A 13,850-nucleotide genomic window follows, 5' to 3' on the forward strand; every position below is an offset into this window, starting at 1 on the left:
AGCTTGTGCCGCCCTTATTGTCAGTAGGCAACTACTGGTTGAGGCAAAAAGATAGGGTACTCGCCCAGGTATATGCTGCCGGAATGGTCAGAATACACCTGTCCGTACGTCAAGCTGCCGGTAATCAAGTCGAGAGAGCCGTCCTGTTTGACGGTTCCCGAAACTGTAGCGGCCGCCGTAGACCCTACACTGTGGGATGAAAACTTATAAGTGGGCGAACCGTAGTTGTAATGGCTGTTGGAGTGTATTGGATGCTCAGTAGGCGTCCAGGTAAGATCGACATCGATGGTATGGTTTTCCTCACATGTATACGATCCCCACCATGAATCCGTATTATAGTCATAGCTGCACACTGAGGCGGGGATGGTCGCAACCAGTGTGCTGGGCTTGAATCCCGGGTTCTTGTTGAACTGGATATCAGCGTATGAATAACCGGAAATGCTGTGTGAGGTTCCATTGCAAGAGTTGTAGGTATTTACCCATACGCTGACGAATGGCGCCGAATCGCCGGAGGCGCCTAGTGTTTCGGTTTCCGAGACATATACGGAGGTACTGGAATAAGAGCAGTCGTCAGATTGATCCCATTGAGCCGACGCACCCGACCCTTTTTGTTTAAAGTGCTGAATATTATTAGCGGCATGAACAGATTGGCTGATACCGATGCTTGCAAGTAATGAACCGCAAGCCATTACCCACAACCGTTTTTTGAACTTATTCATACAATGACATCCTGTGATCTAGTGTAAGGAACAGATTCGCCTATCCCGTCGGAATGGGCGATCAGACAAAATAAAGCCGGCCCGTAGGCGGATTGGAGTTCTGCAATGGATTTCTCTACCGCTGATGCGCCGAATCCATACTTCCAATCCAGACTGCAGCCTCTTTAGCGCTTGACTAACATAAATACTGATGCGCCAAGCACGAAGCGAAGCATAATACGTAATACTACCTAATGCAATTTTTTCAATGCTGATTTTGAACTAAACAGGATTTCCGCAGTTTGACTGTTCAACCACTGAAGCAAGCGGCTCTAAAAATTGTGGGGGCGACTGAAGTCGCCCCCACAAGCTTGCGTAAGTCCTGCTAAATCAGTTTTCTACTGCCGTGGCGGCGAGTATTCATTTCCGTCATTGATAACAGGGCGTGTGGTCCTGGACTCACGTACGGCGTTTTCAAAATGCCCGATGTCCGTTGAAACACCAACGCCTGAATAAATTCATATATTGATCTTATAATTGAGTTTGACTTCATCACCGTGCATGCCCCTGAAGCCCCAATTGTGCGCGGGGCTTTCCTGAATGCACACCTCGATATCCTGATGCGCGATGCCGACTTCATCCCTGATTTTGTCGAAAAGCAGCCGGATGAGCTTCTTCTTTGCTTCAATGCTGCGGCCTTCGATCATTGCGATTTCGATAATGGTGTAAGCATCGGTACGCCCTGGCGGATAAAGCATATCCTCCTTCTCCATCATGAAAAAACGATGCGCACGTTTGTCGGCAGGAAACTGCAAGGCCTCCATGACACATTGGTGGATGGTTTCCGACAAACGCTCGCGCACCGGCGCCTGCTTTTCCCGAATGCCGTAAATTTTTACTTGGGCCATTAAACTTCCTTTTTGTTGTGTAACATTTTAAATGAGCGGCCTTAGAATAGGGTCCTCCGAAACGGCGAGTCGGATGCTTTGAGCAGCCAGCCGCACCCTGCCCCTGGTTCAGGCTTTGCAGCGCCCAGCGCCATGTTATACCGCATGATATTGATATACCCCGTATTCCCAATAGCCGTCGCCTGGCTTTGAGGGGCCGACCCAGTTTCTGGACAGCAATTCCCTGGCTAGAAAATAGTTTATAAAGCCATGCCCCACCAGCAAAACGCTTTCATGGACATGGGCTATGTCAATCAAAGCCGATGCCGCAACCTGCGCCCTCTTTTTTGCCATCGAGAGTGACTCCCCATTCTGCAAGAAACCGAATACCGACATGTATCTCAACAGCGCACCCCAGGCGCTGGCTGACATAGCCAATGAACCCGTCTTGAAATGAGGTACGGCAATTTCCCGAAATATCCGATCGCTCAACAAAATATCATCAAATCCAAGCGCCTTGGCCGACTCCAAAGAGCGGATGAAATCGCTGCAGACGGCCACCTTGCATGCCGATGCCCGCTGCTTTGCTTGTTCCGGCGGCGGCTCCGCTATGCCTGATGAATCATACCGTCTGATCATCTCGCAAACATCCCGGGACTTTACTTTTCCTTTCAGCTCGAATGCGGGCTTGCCGTGCCTGATTAATGTAATTTCCATGGCTCATCTTGCAACGTAACGTTTGAATTCACTGGACTTGCGCGGTTTTATGCGCAAGTTTGGTGGAGTGATGGGTTAACCGCTGGTTGGCTACGGCACAAGTGAAAATACATGAGCAGATACCGGTTTATCGTGAATATGAAGACGATTGCGCGCGATGCCCTCCCGAAGAGCGCCGGATTTCACGGCGACACCTTCGCTGGCAAGGTTACCAACGGCTACTACGATTTCAACGCGGTGCAACCCGAGTTGGTGAAACGCGTGAGCGGAAAGGGCTTGTACGCAACGGGATGCGATCCCCTGACGTTGCTTTGATTGACGGACCCAGTAACCAAGGTTACAAAACTTGTGCTGTTGCCTGATTTCATTGAGACCTGCACCACCAAGAAAATCGCCAGAGTCTTGGCAAAAAATGCCGTATTCAAATGCGGTGCCTGCGTCTCGCGCAGTGCGGCAGGCGGCAAACCATTCGAGGGCGTGACGAGTACTGTAGTCGCTAGAACACCATGGCATCCAATGGCCTACTGTTCCAACGGATTCGAGCGCTGCGAGGGTAAATGCGTCAGCGTCTGAGTCAGAAAATGGCCTAAGAACCAGACCTGCGAAGGTAATTGCGGACGATTTCATGAGATTGGTTAACTATTAATTATAAAGTTTCTGTATATCTTCCCTATTCTGGATCATGAAGGCAACAAAGTTATGATGTTAGAATTACAAAATATATTTTTCCATCATATAATCGCGTTCCAACAAAGAGGATTCATTTAACATAGAAAACGGCGTCGGCATTTCCAATTTTATATCGAAAGAGCGTTACGCTTTTCCAAAATAATTTTTCTATCTTGTTGATAATCAAAGCATGCGTATTTTTCTCGGACGGAAAACCTCGTTAACCGGTAAAAAAGTTGCAAGCTGTTTTCCAACTTAGACAAATACCATGAAGAACTCTTAGAGGAATAAGACGACGACTATTATTACTCCGAAAACCGCCACAATTCACACACAACAGTTGCGCCTAACCGCATGAAGCTCATTCACTGGTGTTCGAGCGCCGGACGCGGCACCAGCAGCAAGTCCGGGCTGTTTTCCCCACGATAAGCCAGGTAATGCTCTAATGCGGTCAGCTCAATCACCCGATCTTTAGCGATGGGAAAATGCCAGCGTGATTTCAGCGACGGCAGTTGGACTAGCTCGAGATTACGATCGCCGACAGCCAGTTCATCTCCTCCGGCACAAGCGATGCGCGGACGGCTGGGGTAATTCCGCCGGGCTAGAATCTTGCCTGTCGCCATTTCAAGCACGACAAGCTGTTCCTGGCGCTTCCCCTCATTTACCAACAGCCAAGGGCCGCAAGCAACTGGGGCCAACGTCGACTCTCCATTCTCATAGATCCATCCTGCGGGGCCCGGGCGTTCGCAACGCGCATGGGCAAAATGCTGCAAGGACAAATCGGCGCGGTGACAGAAAATCGTCCCTCCCGGCCAGTACAACAGCTCCGGAGGAAATCGTGGTTCCTCCGGCTGATCGCCGCCCCATGCCGGGAAAGGTTCTTCGACGCCGACGACAGCTTGAGGCAACAGCGGCAACAATCCGGTTCGAGTTACTGCTCTCCTTCCATGAGGAGTAACCTTGATATTCCACACCCCAGCGACCGACCAGCGTTCGGTTTCCCTGCCTGCCGGATCAAAGGCCGCAATGAGGCTTGCCCCGAATGGCGTCGCGGGCGCACCAAGGGCCAGAAAACCACCGGAGCCCTCCGGTTCAATCTCCATGACCTTCTGCATGGGTAGATGCAAAACCATCGACCATTCACCGTTGCCGTCACGCATTTGCACTTGGCCATCGTCCCCCCACAGCAATAGACGGTCGTTTCCCAGCGACTCCATGCCCGTCGGCACAAAAGGCGGCGTGTGATGAAGAATGGTATCGGAAAAGGCGGGCAGGGATGCCAGCATGACGATGGATAATACCGCGGCGGGTTTGTGTTTGGATTCAGTCATGAATATCTCCGGTCATGCGGCAATGAATCTATGTGCAAAACGATGCTATGTTCTGATAATGCTGTCAAACGCCGGCACAAGAGCAGAACAATACCAAAATGGCGAATGACGGAACCATCATTATTTACGTCAAGGCCGTAGTTCTCCAAGGTCTATGTTTGATTTTGATCATAATGCCATCATCCTGCCGCACTGTTCCTTCTGAAACACCCATTCAGCAACTCAGGTTGAATTAACAGCAGCCATCACAAGGCAAAACGGACTGCCTTATCCGTATCTGCCTTGATTTATCGAGTTTTGTCATGATTGGCATGAAAACCGCTTAGTTATCGATAGGTGCGTATCCAGTGCAACAGGAAACGCTTTCAACAATACAAACGGAGTAGAAAAATGGCTCGAATTAATAAGCTGCATATTGGCGAAGCGCTGGTAGGGGAAGGCAGTGAAGTTGCTCATATTGACCTGATATTAGGCCCCCGGGGCAGCAGCGCTGAAACGGCGTTTGCCAATGCCTTGACCAACAACAAAGACGGCTTCACCACCCTGCTGGCCGTCGTGGCGCCTAATCTATTGGTTAAGCCCGCCACTGTGCTATTCAATAAAGTGACCATCAAAAACGGCAAACAGGCCACGCAATTGTTCGGTCCCGCGCAAAGAGGCATAGCGCTGGCAGTTGCCGATGCGGTCGAGGATGGCATTTTACCCATTGATGAGGCTGACGATATTTTTATTTCCGTGGGCGTCTTTATTCACTGGCTGGCCGAAGACGATGCAAAAATCCAGGCGTTCAATTACGAAGCGACGCGTCTGGCCATCAAGCGCGCGGTCGCAGGCGAACCGAGAGCCGTTGATGTACTGACCCAGAAATCAACCGCCGTCCATCCGTTTCAGGCCAAAAGCTAATCAATAGCTTGCCGGAGCATTTGCGGGATTTTTCATCATGACCTCAGATGAATTAATTCATGGAACTGCTTCCGGAAAAAGAGCCTGCCACTATTCAATCAACGGAGAAACATTATGAATAAGAAAATCCTGTTTTTATCCCTTGCGATGGCCCTTCCTGTCACGGCTTTTGCCGTTCCCGGACAAGGACATGCCGAAAGCTGGCATCATCATGGTCACGGCGTTGAGCAGCTGAGCAAAGCGCTTGAATTGACGAAAGACCAGCAAGCCAAGCTGGAAGGGATTTTCAGTCAGCAGCGTGAAAAGATTCAGGCTCTGCACGAGGAATCGCAAGCGGCCATCAAACAAGTCCTGACCACGCAGCAGCTGGCCAGATGGGAGGAATTGAAACAGCACCATGGAGAACAACGCCATAAATAGAATTTAAGAAACATCAACTTAGGGGGTGCCGAAAAATAGCCTGACTTTAGATGACCGGCATCGGTCATGAGAATGCAAGGCCATACAAAGCCTCAACCTGATACAAAAATACCTTTCGTTTACTAACTATTTAAAACAGGTCGAATATGAAAATTTTTAAATTAATGGCTACAGGCTTATTACTTTTATTGAACACAAGCGTTTTTGCCGAACCGCATGCGGACGAAGCGCTGAAACATGCCAATGCCGCGGTAACGCATGGCAAGGCTGGACATGCTTCCGTTCTGGTTGAGCATGCGGAAGAAGCGCTGAAACATGCCCAGAAAAGCGCCGAGGTTTCCAAAGGCGAAGCCAAACAGCACATAGATGAAGGCGTAAAATCACTGGAAAGCGCCATCGAACACGGCAAACAGGGACATTCCGAAGTGGCGACCGAAGCTGCTGAAGAAGCGGTCAAGCATCTCAAAGCCGGAAACAAGTAATCAGTAGCCTATGATATCGGCAGGTGGTTCTGCCGCCTGCTGTAAAAGTCCTTATGAAGAGTGTTGTTACAATTTTTAGAAACGGCTTAATATTTTCTTCTCAACAGATCAGAAACAGCGCCTTGCAATGAGGCCGCTTCGGTAAAACAATCCCATGCAATCTCGCAAAAAGCGCTTCAGCCGCGGCAACCGCGGCTGAAGCGACTACCCTCGGTACTTCAGATAGGTCTTTTGCTTTGAATGGCGCGCACGGTTTCGACCAGCACGTCGATCTCCTGGAAGGTATTGTAAAACGCCAGCGAAGGACGCACGCTGCCTTCGATGCCAAAGCGGCGCAGGATAGGCTGCGCACAGTGATGGCCGGAACGCACGGCGATGCCTGCCTTGTTCAGCGCCGAGCCGACCTCTTCCGTCGTGAAGCCTTCAAGCACGAAGGACAGTACGCTGGCTTTGTCGGCTGCCGTGCCTATCAGACGCAAGCCCGGAATGGTCTTGAGCCCGCGCGTGGCGTAGACCAGCAGTTCATGCTCATAGCGGCCGACATTGTCCATGCCGAGCTTTTCCATGTATTCCAGCGCGGCCCCCAGCCCTACCGCATCGGCGATATTGCCCGTGCCGGCCTCGAAGCGCGTCGGCGCCTGATGATACTGCGTATGCTCGAACGTGACATCCTTGATCATATTGCCGCCGCCCTGCCAGGGCACTGTGCCGTTGAGCACATCCCGCCTGCCGTACAGCGCACCGATGCCGGTCGGCCCGAAGATCTTGTGGCCCGAGAACACGTACCAGTCGCAATCCAGCGCCTGCACGTCCACGCGCATGTGCGACACGGCCTGCGCGCCGTCGATCAGCACGCGCGCGCCGTGGCGATGGGCGATTTCAACCATCTGCCGGGCCGGCGTAATGGTGCCGAGCGCATTGGACACCTGCGTGAAGGCGACCAACCGCGTACGCGAACTGAACAGCTTTTCATACTCGTCCAGCAGCACCTGGCCGTCATCGTCGACAGGCACGACCCGCAACTTGGCGCCGGTCTCGGCGCACAGCTGCTGCCACGGCACGATGTTGGCATGATGCTCCAGCCAGGTGACGATGATCTCGTCATCCTTGCCGATATGCTGGCGTCCCCAGGACTTGGCGACCAGGTTGATCGCCTCGGTGGCGCCGCGCACGAACACGACTTCATTGCTGGACGGCGCGTGCAGGAAGCGGGCGACCGTAGTGCGCGCCGCCTCGTAGGCATCGGTGGCGCGCGCCGCCAGTTCATGCGCGGCGCGGTGGATGTTGGAGTTTTCATGTTGGTAGAAATACGCGATGCGGTCGATCACGCACTGCGGCTTCTGGGTCGTCGCGGCATTGTCCAGCCAGATCAGCGGCCGCCCGTTGACATGCTCCCGCAGGATCGGAAAGTCGCGGCGCACGGCATGCACGTCGAAAGGCGGATGCGCATTGCCGACGCCCGGCGCTTCCGGACTGCGGCCGAACGGCATGAGGTCGTCGAGAAAATAAAACGATGAACCGGATGTTCCGTTCAAAGGCGCGTGATCGACTGTCGCTATCTGCCGGGCGAGTTCCTTTAACATCGCGTCTTCGCCGGGCGTGCCGGAAACAGACGGCGCAGCGCCGGCCGGGTTAAGCAGTCCGGCCAGTTTTGTTGCGCAGTTCATCGCTCTCGGATGCTCGGCGGCCTGCACGGCCAACTCTTGCGCCGCTACGCCGGCCGCATCGCCGTCGCCGGGCAGGGCCGAAAACAGGGCATTAGCCATGCGCTCCAGTTGCTCGGCCGACAGTTCCGGCGCCGCAGAGGCGTTCCGGGCATCAAAATCACTTGTAGTCATAGCTGTAATCATAGTATTTGCCCACTTCGACGTTCTCAAGCACCGCGATGGCGTCGTCGGTCAGCACCGCCAAGGAACAGTAGAGCGAGATCAGATAGGACGAAATGGCTTTATGATTGATGCCCATGAAGCGCACCGACAAGCCCATGCTTTGCTCGCCGGTCAAGTTCGGCTGGTAAAGCCCGACCACGCCCTGACGGCTCTCGCCGGTGCGTATCAGCAGGATATTGGTTTTGCCGTCGACGATCTTGAGCTTGTCGCACGGAATGATCGGAATGCCGCGCCAGGTCAGGAACGGCGAACCGAACAATGTCACGGTAGCGGGCGGCACGCCACGGCGCGTGCATTCGCGGCCGAAAGCGGCAATCGCAAGCGGATGGGCCAGGAAAAAGCCGGGCTGCTTCCAGACCTTGGTGATCAGCTCGTCCATGTCGTCGGGTATGGGCGTGCCGACGCGCGGCTGCACTTTCTGTGAGGGCGCCACGTTACTGAGCAGACCGTATTCGGGGTTGTTGATCAGCTCGCTTTCCTGGCGCTCCTTGATGGTCTCGATGGTCAGGCGCAACTGTTCCTGGATCTGGTTGTGCGGGCTGCTGTACAAGTCCGAGACACGGGTGTGAATGTCCAGCACGGTGTTGACCGCGCCCAGCCGATACTCGCGTCCCCAAGCTTCATAGTCGACGAAGGTCTGCGGCAATTCGCGCTCGTCCAGGCTGGAACAGTCGACCGCAACACCAGTTTCGTTCTTGACCTTGTTGACGCGGTAAATACCGGCCTCGACCGGCACCCAGTGCAGTAAGTGAACCAGCCATCTTGGCGTGATGGTGGACATCATGGGGACGGTTTTGGTCGCATTGGCCAATGTACGCGCGGCAACATCGCTCAATGCGGTATAGGCTTCATGTATATCTGACATATTTCTATTTCCTGATTATTTTGTCTGGTGATTAGTTATTATTTTTTTAAGTGATACGAAATTGATTCAGTGGCTGTTGTAAGCTCCCTCCTGTTGAGTTGCAGTCCCGCCGGATAGCGCCTCGCTATGCGCCTGGGGCTGCGTGATGATGCTGCCGGGCGGCACGCTGTGCGTCAGCCAGACGTTGCCGCCGATGGTTGAGCCCTGGCCAATGGTCACGCGGCCGAGAATGGTGGCCCCGGCATAAATCACGACATCGTCTTCGACGATCGGATGCCGGTCGTTGCCTTTGATCAGGGTGCCGTCCGCGTCTTTCGGGAAGCGTTTGGCGCCCAGCGTGACGGCCTGGTACAAACGCACATGCCGGCCAATAATGGCCGTTTCGCCGATAACGACGCCGGTGCCGTGATCGATAAAAAAGCTGGGCCCGATTCTGGCGCCCGGATGGATGTCGATGCCGGTGACCGAATGCGAAATGTCGGCAATCATGCGTGCTACCAGCGGCGCTCCCAGCGAGTGCAGCACATGCGCGATCCGGTGGTAAATAATGGCGGTCATGCCCGGATAGCAGACCAACACTTCGTCCGGACTGGCTGCGGCCGGATCGCCCTCATAGGCCGCCATCAGGTCTTCATCCAACAGCGCGCGTATCGCCGGCAGCTGCGCGGCGAAATCGCGCTTGATGCTATCTGCCTGTTGATTGCACTCGGAGACGACGCTGCCGTTCTGTTCGGCTTTGAAGCAGCACTCGCGGCGCACCTGCTCGCACAGGACTCTTAGCGCCGCATCCAGCGTATGGCCGACGAAATAATCGATGCTCTCATCGGTGAGTTCCCCTGAGCCGAGACGGTTCGGAAAAAGCGCCGCCGAGAGCTTTTCAAGAACGTCGATCAGCGCCTTCCGGGACGGCAGCTTCGTAGGCCGCCCTTCTCGCTGCCGGCGCTGCAGCGATTTGTTCCGCAGAATCCGCAGTTCCGATACGATGGTATCGAGGTCGCAACGGCTAATGTTTTTCTGATTATTTTCCTGCATGAAGATGGGGTTCCTTGTTGATCAATCCGCGATTTCAGAACGCTGCAACAGCCGTCTGTCGCCATCGCCTAAAATCGCAGGCAAAAAAGCCAGAGCCAAGCGGCAGAGGCTGTGTTTTTCCTATTGTTGCAACGGCAACGGCTCCTTGCTGTTGCGGTGCAGATCGGCTGCGCTCAACAGCTCCTCAATAAAATGCTGGCTGTACAGCGGCAGATAGTTGTGTTTCAGATAGGCGATCTTGGTCGTCGAATGCGGAATCAGATGCGACAGGTCGCGCGCCACAAGATCACGGTCCGCCAGCGCGTCGTAGGCCATGCCCGCGATCAGGCCGACGCCCAGCCCCAGGCGTACATAAGTCTTGATCACGTCCGTGTCGGCCGCGGCCAGGATGATGTCGAGCTCCAGGCCTTCGCTCCTGAAGGCATGTTCGATGTTCGACCGGCCCGTGAAACCGAAGCTGTAGGTCAGAATCGGAAAAGACGCCAGCCGCTCCAGCGTGATCTCGCCCGTGCTCAGCGGATGGTCCTGCGGCATGACGGCCGCATGGTGCCATGCGTAGCATTTCTTGAGCACCAGTCCGGCATCTTCATCGACTTTTTCCGTACAAATCGCGATATCGGCCTTGTGCGCATGCAGCTGGTCGATCAACTGTTCGGGCGAGGCCTGAATCATGTAGATCCTGACGCCGGGATATTTTTCCCGGAAGCGCCGGATCGGGGTCGGCAGAAAATACTTGGCCTGCGTATGCGTAGTTGCAATGTGCAAGGTGCCCTGATGGCTGTCCAGGTAATCGGCCGCGATGGCACGGATGTTATTTTTGGCCATGTTGATCGTCGACACTTCATCCATGATGCGAACCCCTAAAGGCGTCAGGCCAGTCAGCTTTTTGCCTTTTCTCTCGAACAGGGGCGAGCCCAGCTCGCTTTCAAAAAGCTGCAGTTGCCGGCTGACGGCCGATTGCACGATGTGCATCCTGTCAGCCGCTTTGGACAGGTTCAGATCGGTTTCCTGCAGCACGCGCAGTAATTCCAGTTGGCTTAAGTTCATGGTTATAGTCCTTTACAGTCGGGTTGTATCTACTAGAACCAATGCGCCTGGCGGATGCGCATGGACACCTTGTCGCCTTTGCCGAGCTGCAGGCGCTTGAAGCGCTCATTAGGCATTTCGGCGTAAAACCGGTCGTTTGAACCATTCTTGACCAGCTCGATGCGGATCAATGCGCCCAGATGCTGCCAGTCTTTCAGCGTGACCTTCGCATCCTGATCGGTTGTTTTTTCGATATCGATGTCATGCGGACGCACATGCGCGGTTTTGCCGGGCTGTACTCCGTACGAGGATAGCCAAATGTCGTCCATCTGCTCCGGCGTAAATACGTTGGTCTGGCCGATGAAGCGCGAGACGAAAGCATTGGCCGGACGGTCATAAATCTCGCTGGGCGAGCCTTGCTGCTCAACGCGGCCGTGATTGAGCACGACCACGCGGCTGGCGACTTCCATGGCTTCTTCCTGGTCATGGGTCACAAAAATGCTGGTGACGTTCAGCTCGTGATGCAGGTTGCGCAGCCACTGGCGCAGATCCTTGCGCACGCTGGCATCGAGCGCGCCGAAAGGCTCGTCCAGCAGCAGCACGGACGGCTCCACGGCCAGGGCGCGCGCCAGGGCGATGCGCTGGCGCTGGCCGCCGGACAGCTGATCCGGGTAACGGTCGTGCAGCCAGTCCAATTGCACCAGTTCCAGCAGGGCGTGAACTTTTTTGACAATTTCGCTTTCCTTCGGCCGCTGATTGCGCGGCTTGACGCGCAGCCCGAAAGCCACGTTGTCGAAAACGGTCATGTGGCGAAACAGCGCGTAGTGCTGAAAGACGAAACCGATGCCGCGATGGCTGACATGCTGGTCGGTTTTGTCTTCGCCGTTCAACAGCACGCGCCCCTGATCGGCTTGCTCCAGCCCGGCAATGATGCGCAGCAAGGTGGTCTTGCCGCAGCCCGAAGGGCCCAGCAGTGCAACCAGTTCGCCTTCGGGAATTTCCAGGTTGATGTTGTTCAGCGCTGAAAACTGGCCGAATTTCTTGCTGATGTTGGAAAGCAGAATACTCATAAGTCGTCTCACAAAACTATTGGAACTGTGTAGGCTGGGTTGCTAAACCCAGCATTAGCGGCACGAATTGCCGGGTTTGCAGCCCAGCCCATATCGCTCAGGTTTATCGTCTGGCTTGCCGCCATTCCAGCGCGCTTTTCAGGACCAGCGTCACGATGGCCAGTCCTGCCAGCAGCGAAGCGCTGGCGAAGGCCCCGACAAAGTCATATTCGTTATAGCTGACTTCGACGTGCAGCGGCAGCGTATTGGTCAGGCTGCGGATGTGGCCCGATACGACCGAAACGGCGCCGAATTCGCCCATCGCGCGGGCATTGCACAACAGCACGCCGTACAGCAGCGCCCATTTGATGTTCGGCAGCGTGACCATCAAGAAGGTTTGCCAGCCGCTCGCGCCCAGCGACAGCGCTGCCTCTTCCTCTTCGCTGCCCATTTCCTGCATCAAAGGAATCAGCTCGCGTGCCACGAACGGGAAGGTGATGAACAAGGTAGCCAGAATGATGCCCGGCACGGCGAAGATGATCTTCACGTCATGCGCTCTCAGCCATTCGCCGAACCAACCCTGCGCGCCGAACAACAACACGAAAATCAGGCCGGAGATCACGGGCGACACTGAGAACGGCAAGTCGATCAGCGTCGTCAACAGGCTTTTGCCGCGAAATTCGAAGCGAGTGATTGCCCAGGCCGCGGCCACGCCGAACACCGTGTTGAGCGGCACGGTTATCAAGGCGGTCAGCAATGTCAGCTGCATGGCCGATTGGGCGTCAGGCTGCGTCAGCGCCGACCAGTAAGTCTGCCAGCCTTTCGAAAAAGCCTCGACAATGACGATGCCCAAAGGCAGGCATAAAAACAAAACGATAATGCCGAGGGCGACAGCGGTCAGGCTCCATCTGACCCAGTCAGGATCGCGCAGCGCATGCGGCCGCTCAACGGTTTTAGCCTCGTGGACAGGGTAAGCAATAGCACTCATGTCGGTATCCTTTTAGAGTTGGCCTGAGCGCTTGCGCACCCACAGTTGCAGCAGGTTGATCACCAGCAGCAAGAGAAATGAAATGACCAGCATGGTCAACGCGATCGCCGTGGCGCCGGCATATTCGTATTGCTCCAGCTTGGTAATGATCATCAGTGGCACGATCTCGGAAACATAAGGCAGATTGCCGGCGATAAAAATGACTGAGCCGTATTCGCCGACACTGCGTGCAAAGGCCAGCGCAAAACCGGTCAGCGAAGCGGGCAACAGGTTGGGCAGAATAATGCGGGCAAACACCTGCTGCCGCGTGGCGCCAAGGCTGGACGCGGCTTCTTCCATGGTAGAGTCGAATTCCTGCAGCACTGGCTGGACCGTTCGCACGACGAACGGCAGGCTGATGAAAATCAGCGCCACGATAATGCCGAGAGGCTTGTAAGCAACTTGCAGGCCGAAGATTTCGGTCAGCCATTGGCCGATATAGCCATTAGGCTGGTAGATCGTCGCCAGCACGATGCCCGCAACCGCCGTCGGTAAGGCGAACGGCAAATCGATCAGGGCATCAAACAGGCGCTTGCCCGGAAACGGATAGCGCACCAGCACCCAGGCAATGATAAATCCGAACAGGCTGGCAACGGCGGCGGCCGCCAGCGAAGTCACAAAGCTGACGCGGAAAGAGGCGACCACGCGGTCGTTGGTAATGACGGACAGATACTCATCCCAGCTCAACTGGAAGCTTTTGAATACCAGCGTGCTTAACGGGATCAGCACGACCAGCCCCAGATAAAACAGGGTGAAACCGAGAGTCGGGCGAAAGCCCGGCATGATGTTACTTTGACTCATGTTTTTTTACGCTTTTCGTGGTGGTGAGCATAAATTTTTATAGGTATCGCCCCA

General features: G+C 54.8%; 15 protein-coding genes. 3 read left to right on the forward strand and 12 right to left on the reverse strand.

Annotated features, from left to right (window positions below):
• Positions 1-20: 20 nt before the first annotated feature.
• The 5 genes from ACTNE6_RS19870 to ACTNE6_RS19890 all read right to left on the reverse strand — a co-directional run bounded on the left by ACTNE6_RS19870 (position 21) and on the right by ACTNE6_RS19890 (position 4,302).
• A complete protein-coding gene (locus ACTNE6_RS19870; protein WP_442498039.1) occupies positions 21-719 on the reverse strand; it encodes a hypothetical protein in 699 nt (232 codons plus the stop codon).
• 497 nt (positions 720-1,216) lie between these two features.
• Positions 1,217-1,606 carry a tautomerase family protein gene (locus ACTNE6_RS19875; RefSeq protein WP_442498040.1) on the reverse strand — a complete coding sequence of 130 codons (390 nt, stop codon included), beginning with the start codon at positions 1,604-1,606 and terminating at the stop codon, positions 1,217-1,219.
• 135 nt (positions 1,607-1,741) lie between these two features.
• The gene (locus tag ACTNE6_RS19880; protein ID WP_442498041.1) at positions 1,742-2,302 is read right to left on the reverse strand and encodes a histidine phosphatase family protein; all 561 of its coding nucleotides are present in this window, start codon (positions 2,300-2,302) and stop codon (positions 1,742-1,744) included.
• Positions 2,303-2,392: 90 nt separating this feature from the next.
• The gene (locus tag ACTNE6_RS19885; RefSeq protein ID WP_331814755.1) at positions 2,393-2,929 is read right to left on the reverse strand and encodes a GNAT family N-acetyltransferase; all 537 of its coding nucleotides are present in this window, start codon (positions 2,927-2,929) and stop codon (positions 2,393-2,395) included.
• Between the two features lie 407 nt (positions 2,930-3,336).
• Positions 3,337-4,302, reverse strand: a complete 966-nt coding sequence (locus ACTNE6_RS19890) for a hypothetical protein (RefSeq protein WP_442498042.1) — start codon at positions 4,300-4,302, stop codon at positions 3,337-3,339.
• Positions 4,303-4,692: 390 nt separating this feature from the next.
• Here ACTNE6_RS19890 and fae point away from each other — a divergent pair, with 390 nt between their 5' ends.
• The 3 genes from fae (at position 4,693) to smbP (ending at position 6,107) form a co-directional block, all read left to right on the forward strand.
• Positions 4,693-5,205, forward strand: a complete 513-nt coding sequence (gene fae / locus ACTNE6_RS19895) for a formaldehyde-activating enzyme (protein ID WP_442498043.1) — start codon at positions 4,693-4,695, stop codon at positions 5,203-5,205.
• A gap of 114 nt (positions 5,206-5,319) precedes the next feature.
• On the forward strand, positions 5,320-5,625 hold the full coding sequence (locus ACTNE6_RS19900; protein ID WP_331817424.1) for a hypothetical protein: 306 nt from the start codon (positions 5,320-5,322) through the stop codon (positions 5,623-5,625).
• 146 nt (positions 5,626-5,771) lie between these two features.
• On the forward strand, positions 5,772-6,107 hold the full coding sequence (smbP, locus tag ACTNE6_RS19905) for a small metal-binding protein SmbP (RefSeq protein ID WP_442498044.1): 336 nt from the start codon (positions 5,772-5,774) through the stop codon (positions 6,105-6,107).
• Positions 6,108-6,325: 218 nt separating this feature from the next.
• Here smbP and ACTNE6_RS19910 read toward each other — a convergent pair whose 3' ends face one another.
• From ACTNE6_RS19910 to cysT, 7 genes are all read right to left on the reverse strand, one after another.
• Positions 6,326-7,945: a family 2A encapsulin nanocompartment cargo protein cysteine desulfurase gene (locus ACTNE6_RS19910; RefSeq protein WP_442498045.1), complete on the reverse strand. Its 1,620-nt coding sequence runs from the start codon at positions 7,943-7,945 to the stop codon at positions 6,326-6,328.
• Complete coding sequence (locus ACTNE6_RS19915) at positions 7,932-8,861, reverse strand: family 2A encapsulin nanocompartment shell protein (RefSeq protein ID WP_194970647.1); 930 nt, start codon at positions 8,859-8,861, stop codon at positions 7,932-7,934. Before ACTNE6_RS19915 ends, ACTNE6_RS19910 begins: the two co-directional genes overlap by 14 nt.
• A gap of 66 nt (positions 8,862-8,927) precedes the next feature.
• Entirely contained in the window at positions 8,928-9,893 is a 966-nt protein-coding gene (epsC, locus tag ACTNE6_RS19920; protein WP_442498046.1) for a serine O-acetyltransferase EpsC, read from the reverse strand.
• Between the two features lie 120 nt (positions 9,894-10,013).
• The gene (locus ACTNE6_RS19925) at positions 10,014-10,940 is read right to left on the reverse strand and encodes a LysR substrate-binding domain-containing protein (protein WP_194970645.1); all 927 of its coding nucleotides are present in this window, start codon (positions 10,938-10,940) and stop codon (positions 10,014-10,016) included.
• Between the two features lie 32 nt (positions 10,941-10,972).
• On the reverse strand, positions 10,973-11,989 hold the full coding sequence (locus ACTNE6_RS19930; RefSeq protein ID WP_442498047.1) for a sulfate/molybdate ABC transporter ATP-binding protein: 1,017 nt from the start codon (positions 11,987-11,989) through the stop codon (positions 10,973-10,975).
• 103 nt (positions 11,990-12,092) lie between these two features.
• Complete coding sequence (cysW, locus tag ACTNE6_RS19935; RefSeq protein ID WP_194970643.1) at positions 12,093-12,956, reverse strand: sulfate ABC transporter permease subunit CysW; 864 nt, start codon at positions 12,954-12,956, stop codon at positions 12,093-12,095.
• A gap of 12 nt (positions 12,957-12,968) precedes the next feature.
• Positions 12,969-13,796, reverse strand: a complete 828-nt coding sequence (gene cysT / locus ACTNE6_RS19940) for a sulfate ABC transporter permease subunit CysT (protein ID WP_442498048.1) — start codon at positions 13,794-13,796, stop codon at positions 12,969-12,971.
• Positions 13,797-13,850: the final 54 nt, after the last annotated feature.

Origin of the sequence: Methylobacter sp. sgz302048 (genome assembly GCF_052162025.1) — a bacterium.
Taxonomy (GTDB): Bacteria; Pseudomonadota; Gammaproteobacteria; order Methylococcales; family Methylomonadaceae; genus Methylobacter.

Bases quoted from the DNA above. Each gene is read 5' to 3' on its own strand.
- ACTNE6_RS19870 (WP_442498039.1), bottom strand. From the start codon at position 719: ATGAATAAGTTCAAAAAACGGTTGTGGGTAATGGCTTGCGGTTCATTA.
- ACTNE6_RS19875 (WP_442498040.1), bottom strand. From the start codon at position 1,606: ATGGCCCAAGTAAAAATTTACGGCATTCGGGAAAAGCAGGCGCCGGTG.
- ACTNE6_RS19880 (WP_442498041.1), bottom strand. From the start codon at position 2,302: ATGGAAATTACATTAATCAGGCACGGCAAGCCCGCATTCGAGCTGAAA.
- ACTNE6_RS19885 (WP_331814755.1), bottom strand. From the start codon at position 2,929: ATGAAATCGTCCGCAATTACCTTCGCAGGTCTGGTTCTTAGGCCATTT.
- ACTNE6_RS19890 (WP_442498042.1), bottom strand. From the start codon at position 4,302: ATGACTGAATCCAAACACAAACCCGCCGCGGTATTATCCATCGTCATG.
- fae (WP_442498043.1), top strand. From the start codon at position 4,693: ATGGCTCGAATTAATAAGCTGCATATTGGCGAAGCGCTGGTAGGGGAA.
- ACTNE6_RS19900 (WP_331817424.1), top strand. From the start codon at position 5,320: ATGAATAAGAAAATCCTGTTTTTATCCCTTGCGATGGCCCTTCCTGTC.
- smbP (WP_442498044.1), top strand. From the start codon at position 5,772: ATGAAAATTTTTAAATTAATGGCTACAGGCTTATTACTTTTATTGAAC.
- ACTNE6_RS19910 (WP_442498045.1), bottom strand. From the start codon at position 7,945: ATGACTACAAGTGATTTTGATGCCCGGAACGCCTCTGCGGCGCCGGAA.
- ACTNE6_RS19915 (WP_194970647.1), bottom strand. From the start codon at position 8,861: ATGTCAGATATACATGAAGCCTATACCGCATTGAGCGATGTTGCCGCG.
- epsC (WP_442498046.1), bottom strand. From the start codon at position 9,893: ATGCAGGAAAATAATCAGAAAAACATTAGCCGTTGCGACCTCGATACC.
- ACTNE6_RS19925 (WP_194970645.1), bottom strand. From the start codon at position 10,940: ATGAACTTAAGCCAACTGGAATTACTGCGCGTGCTGCAGGAAACCGAT.
- ACTNE6_RS19930 (WP_442498047.1), bottom strand. From the start codon at position 11,989: ATGAGTATTCTGCTTTCCAACATCAGCAAGAAATTCGGCCAGTTTTCA.
- cysW (WP_194970643.1), bottom strand. From the start codon at position 12,956: ATGAGTGCTATTGCTTACCCTGTCCACGAGGCTAAAACCGTTGAGCGG.
- cysT (WP_442498048.1), bottom strand. From the start codon at position 13,796: ATGAGTCAAAGTAACATCATGCCGGGCTTTCGCCCGACTCTCGGTTTC.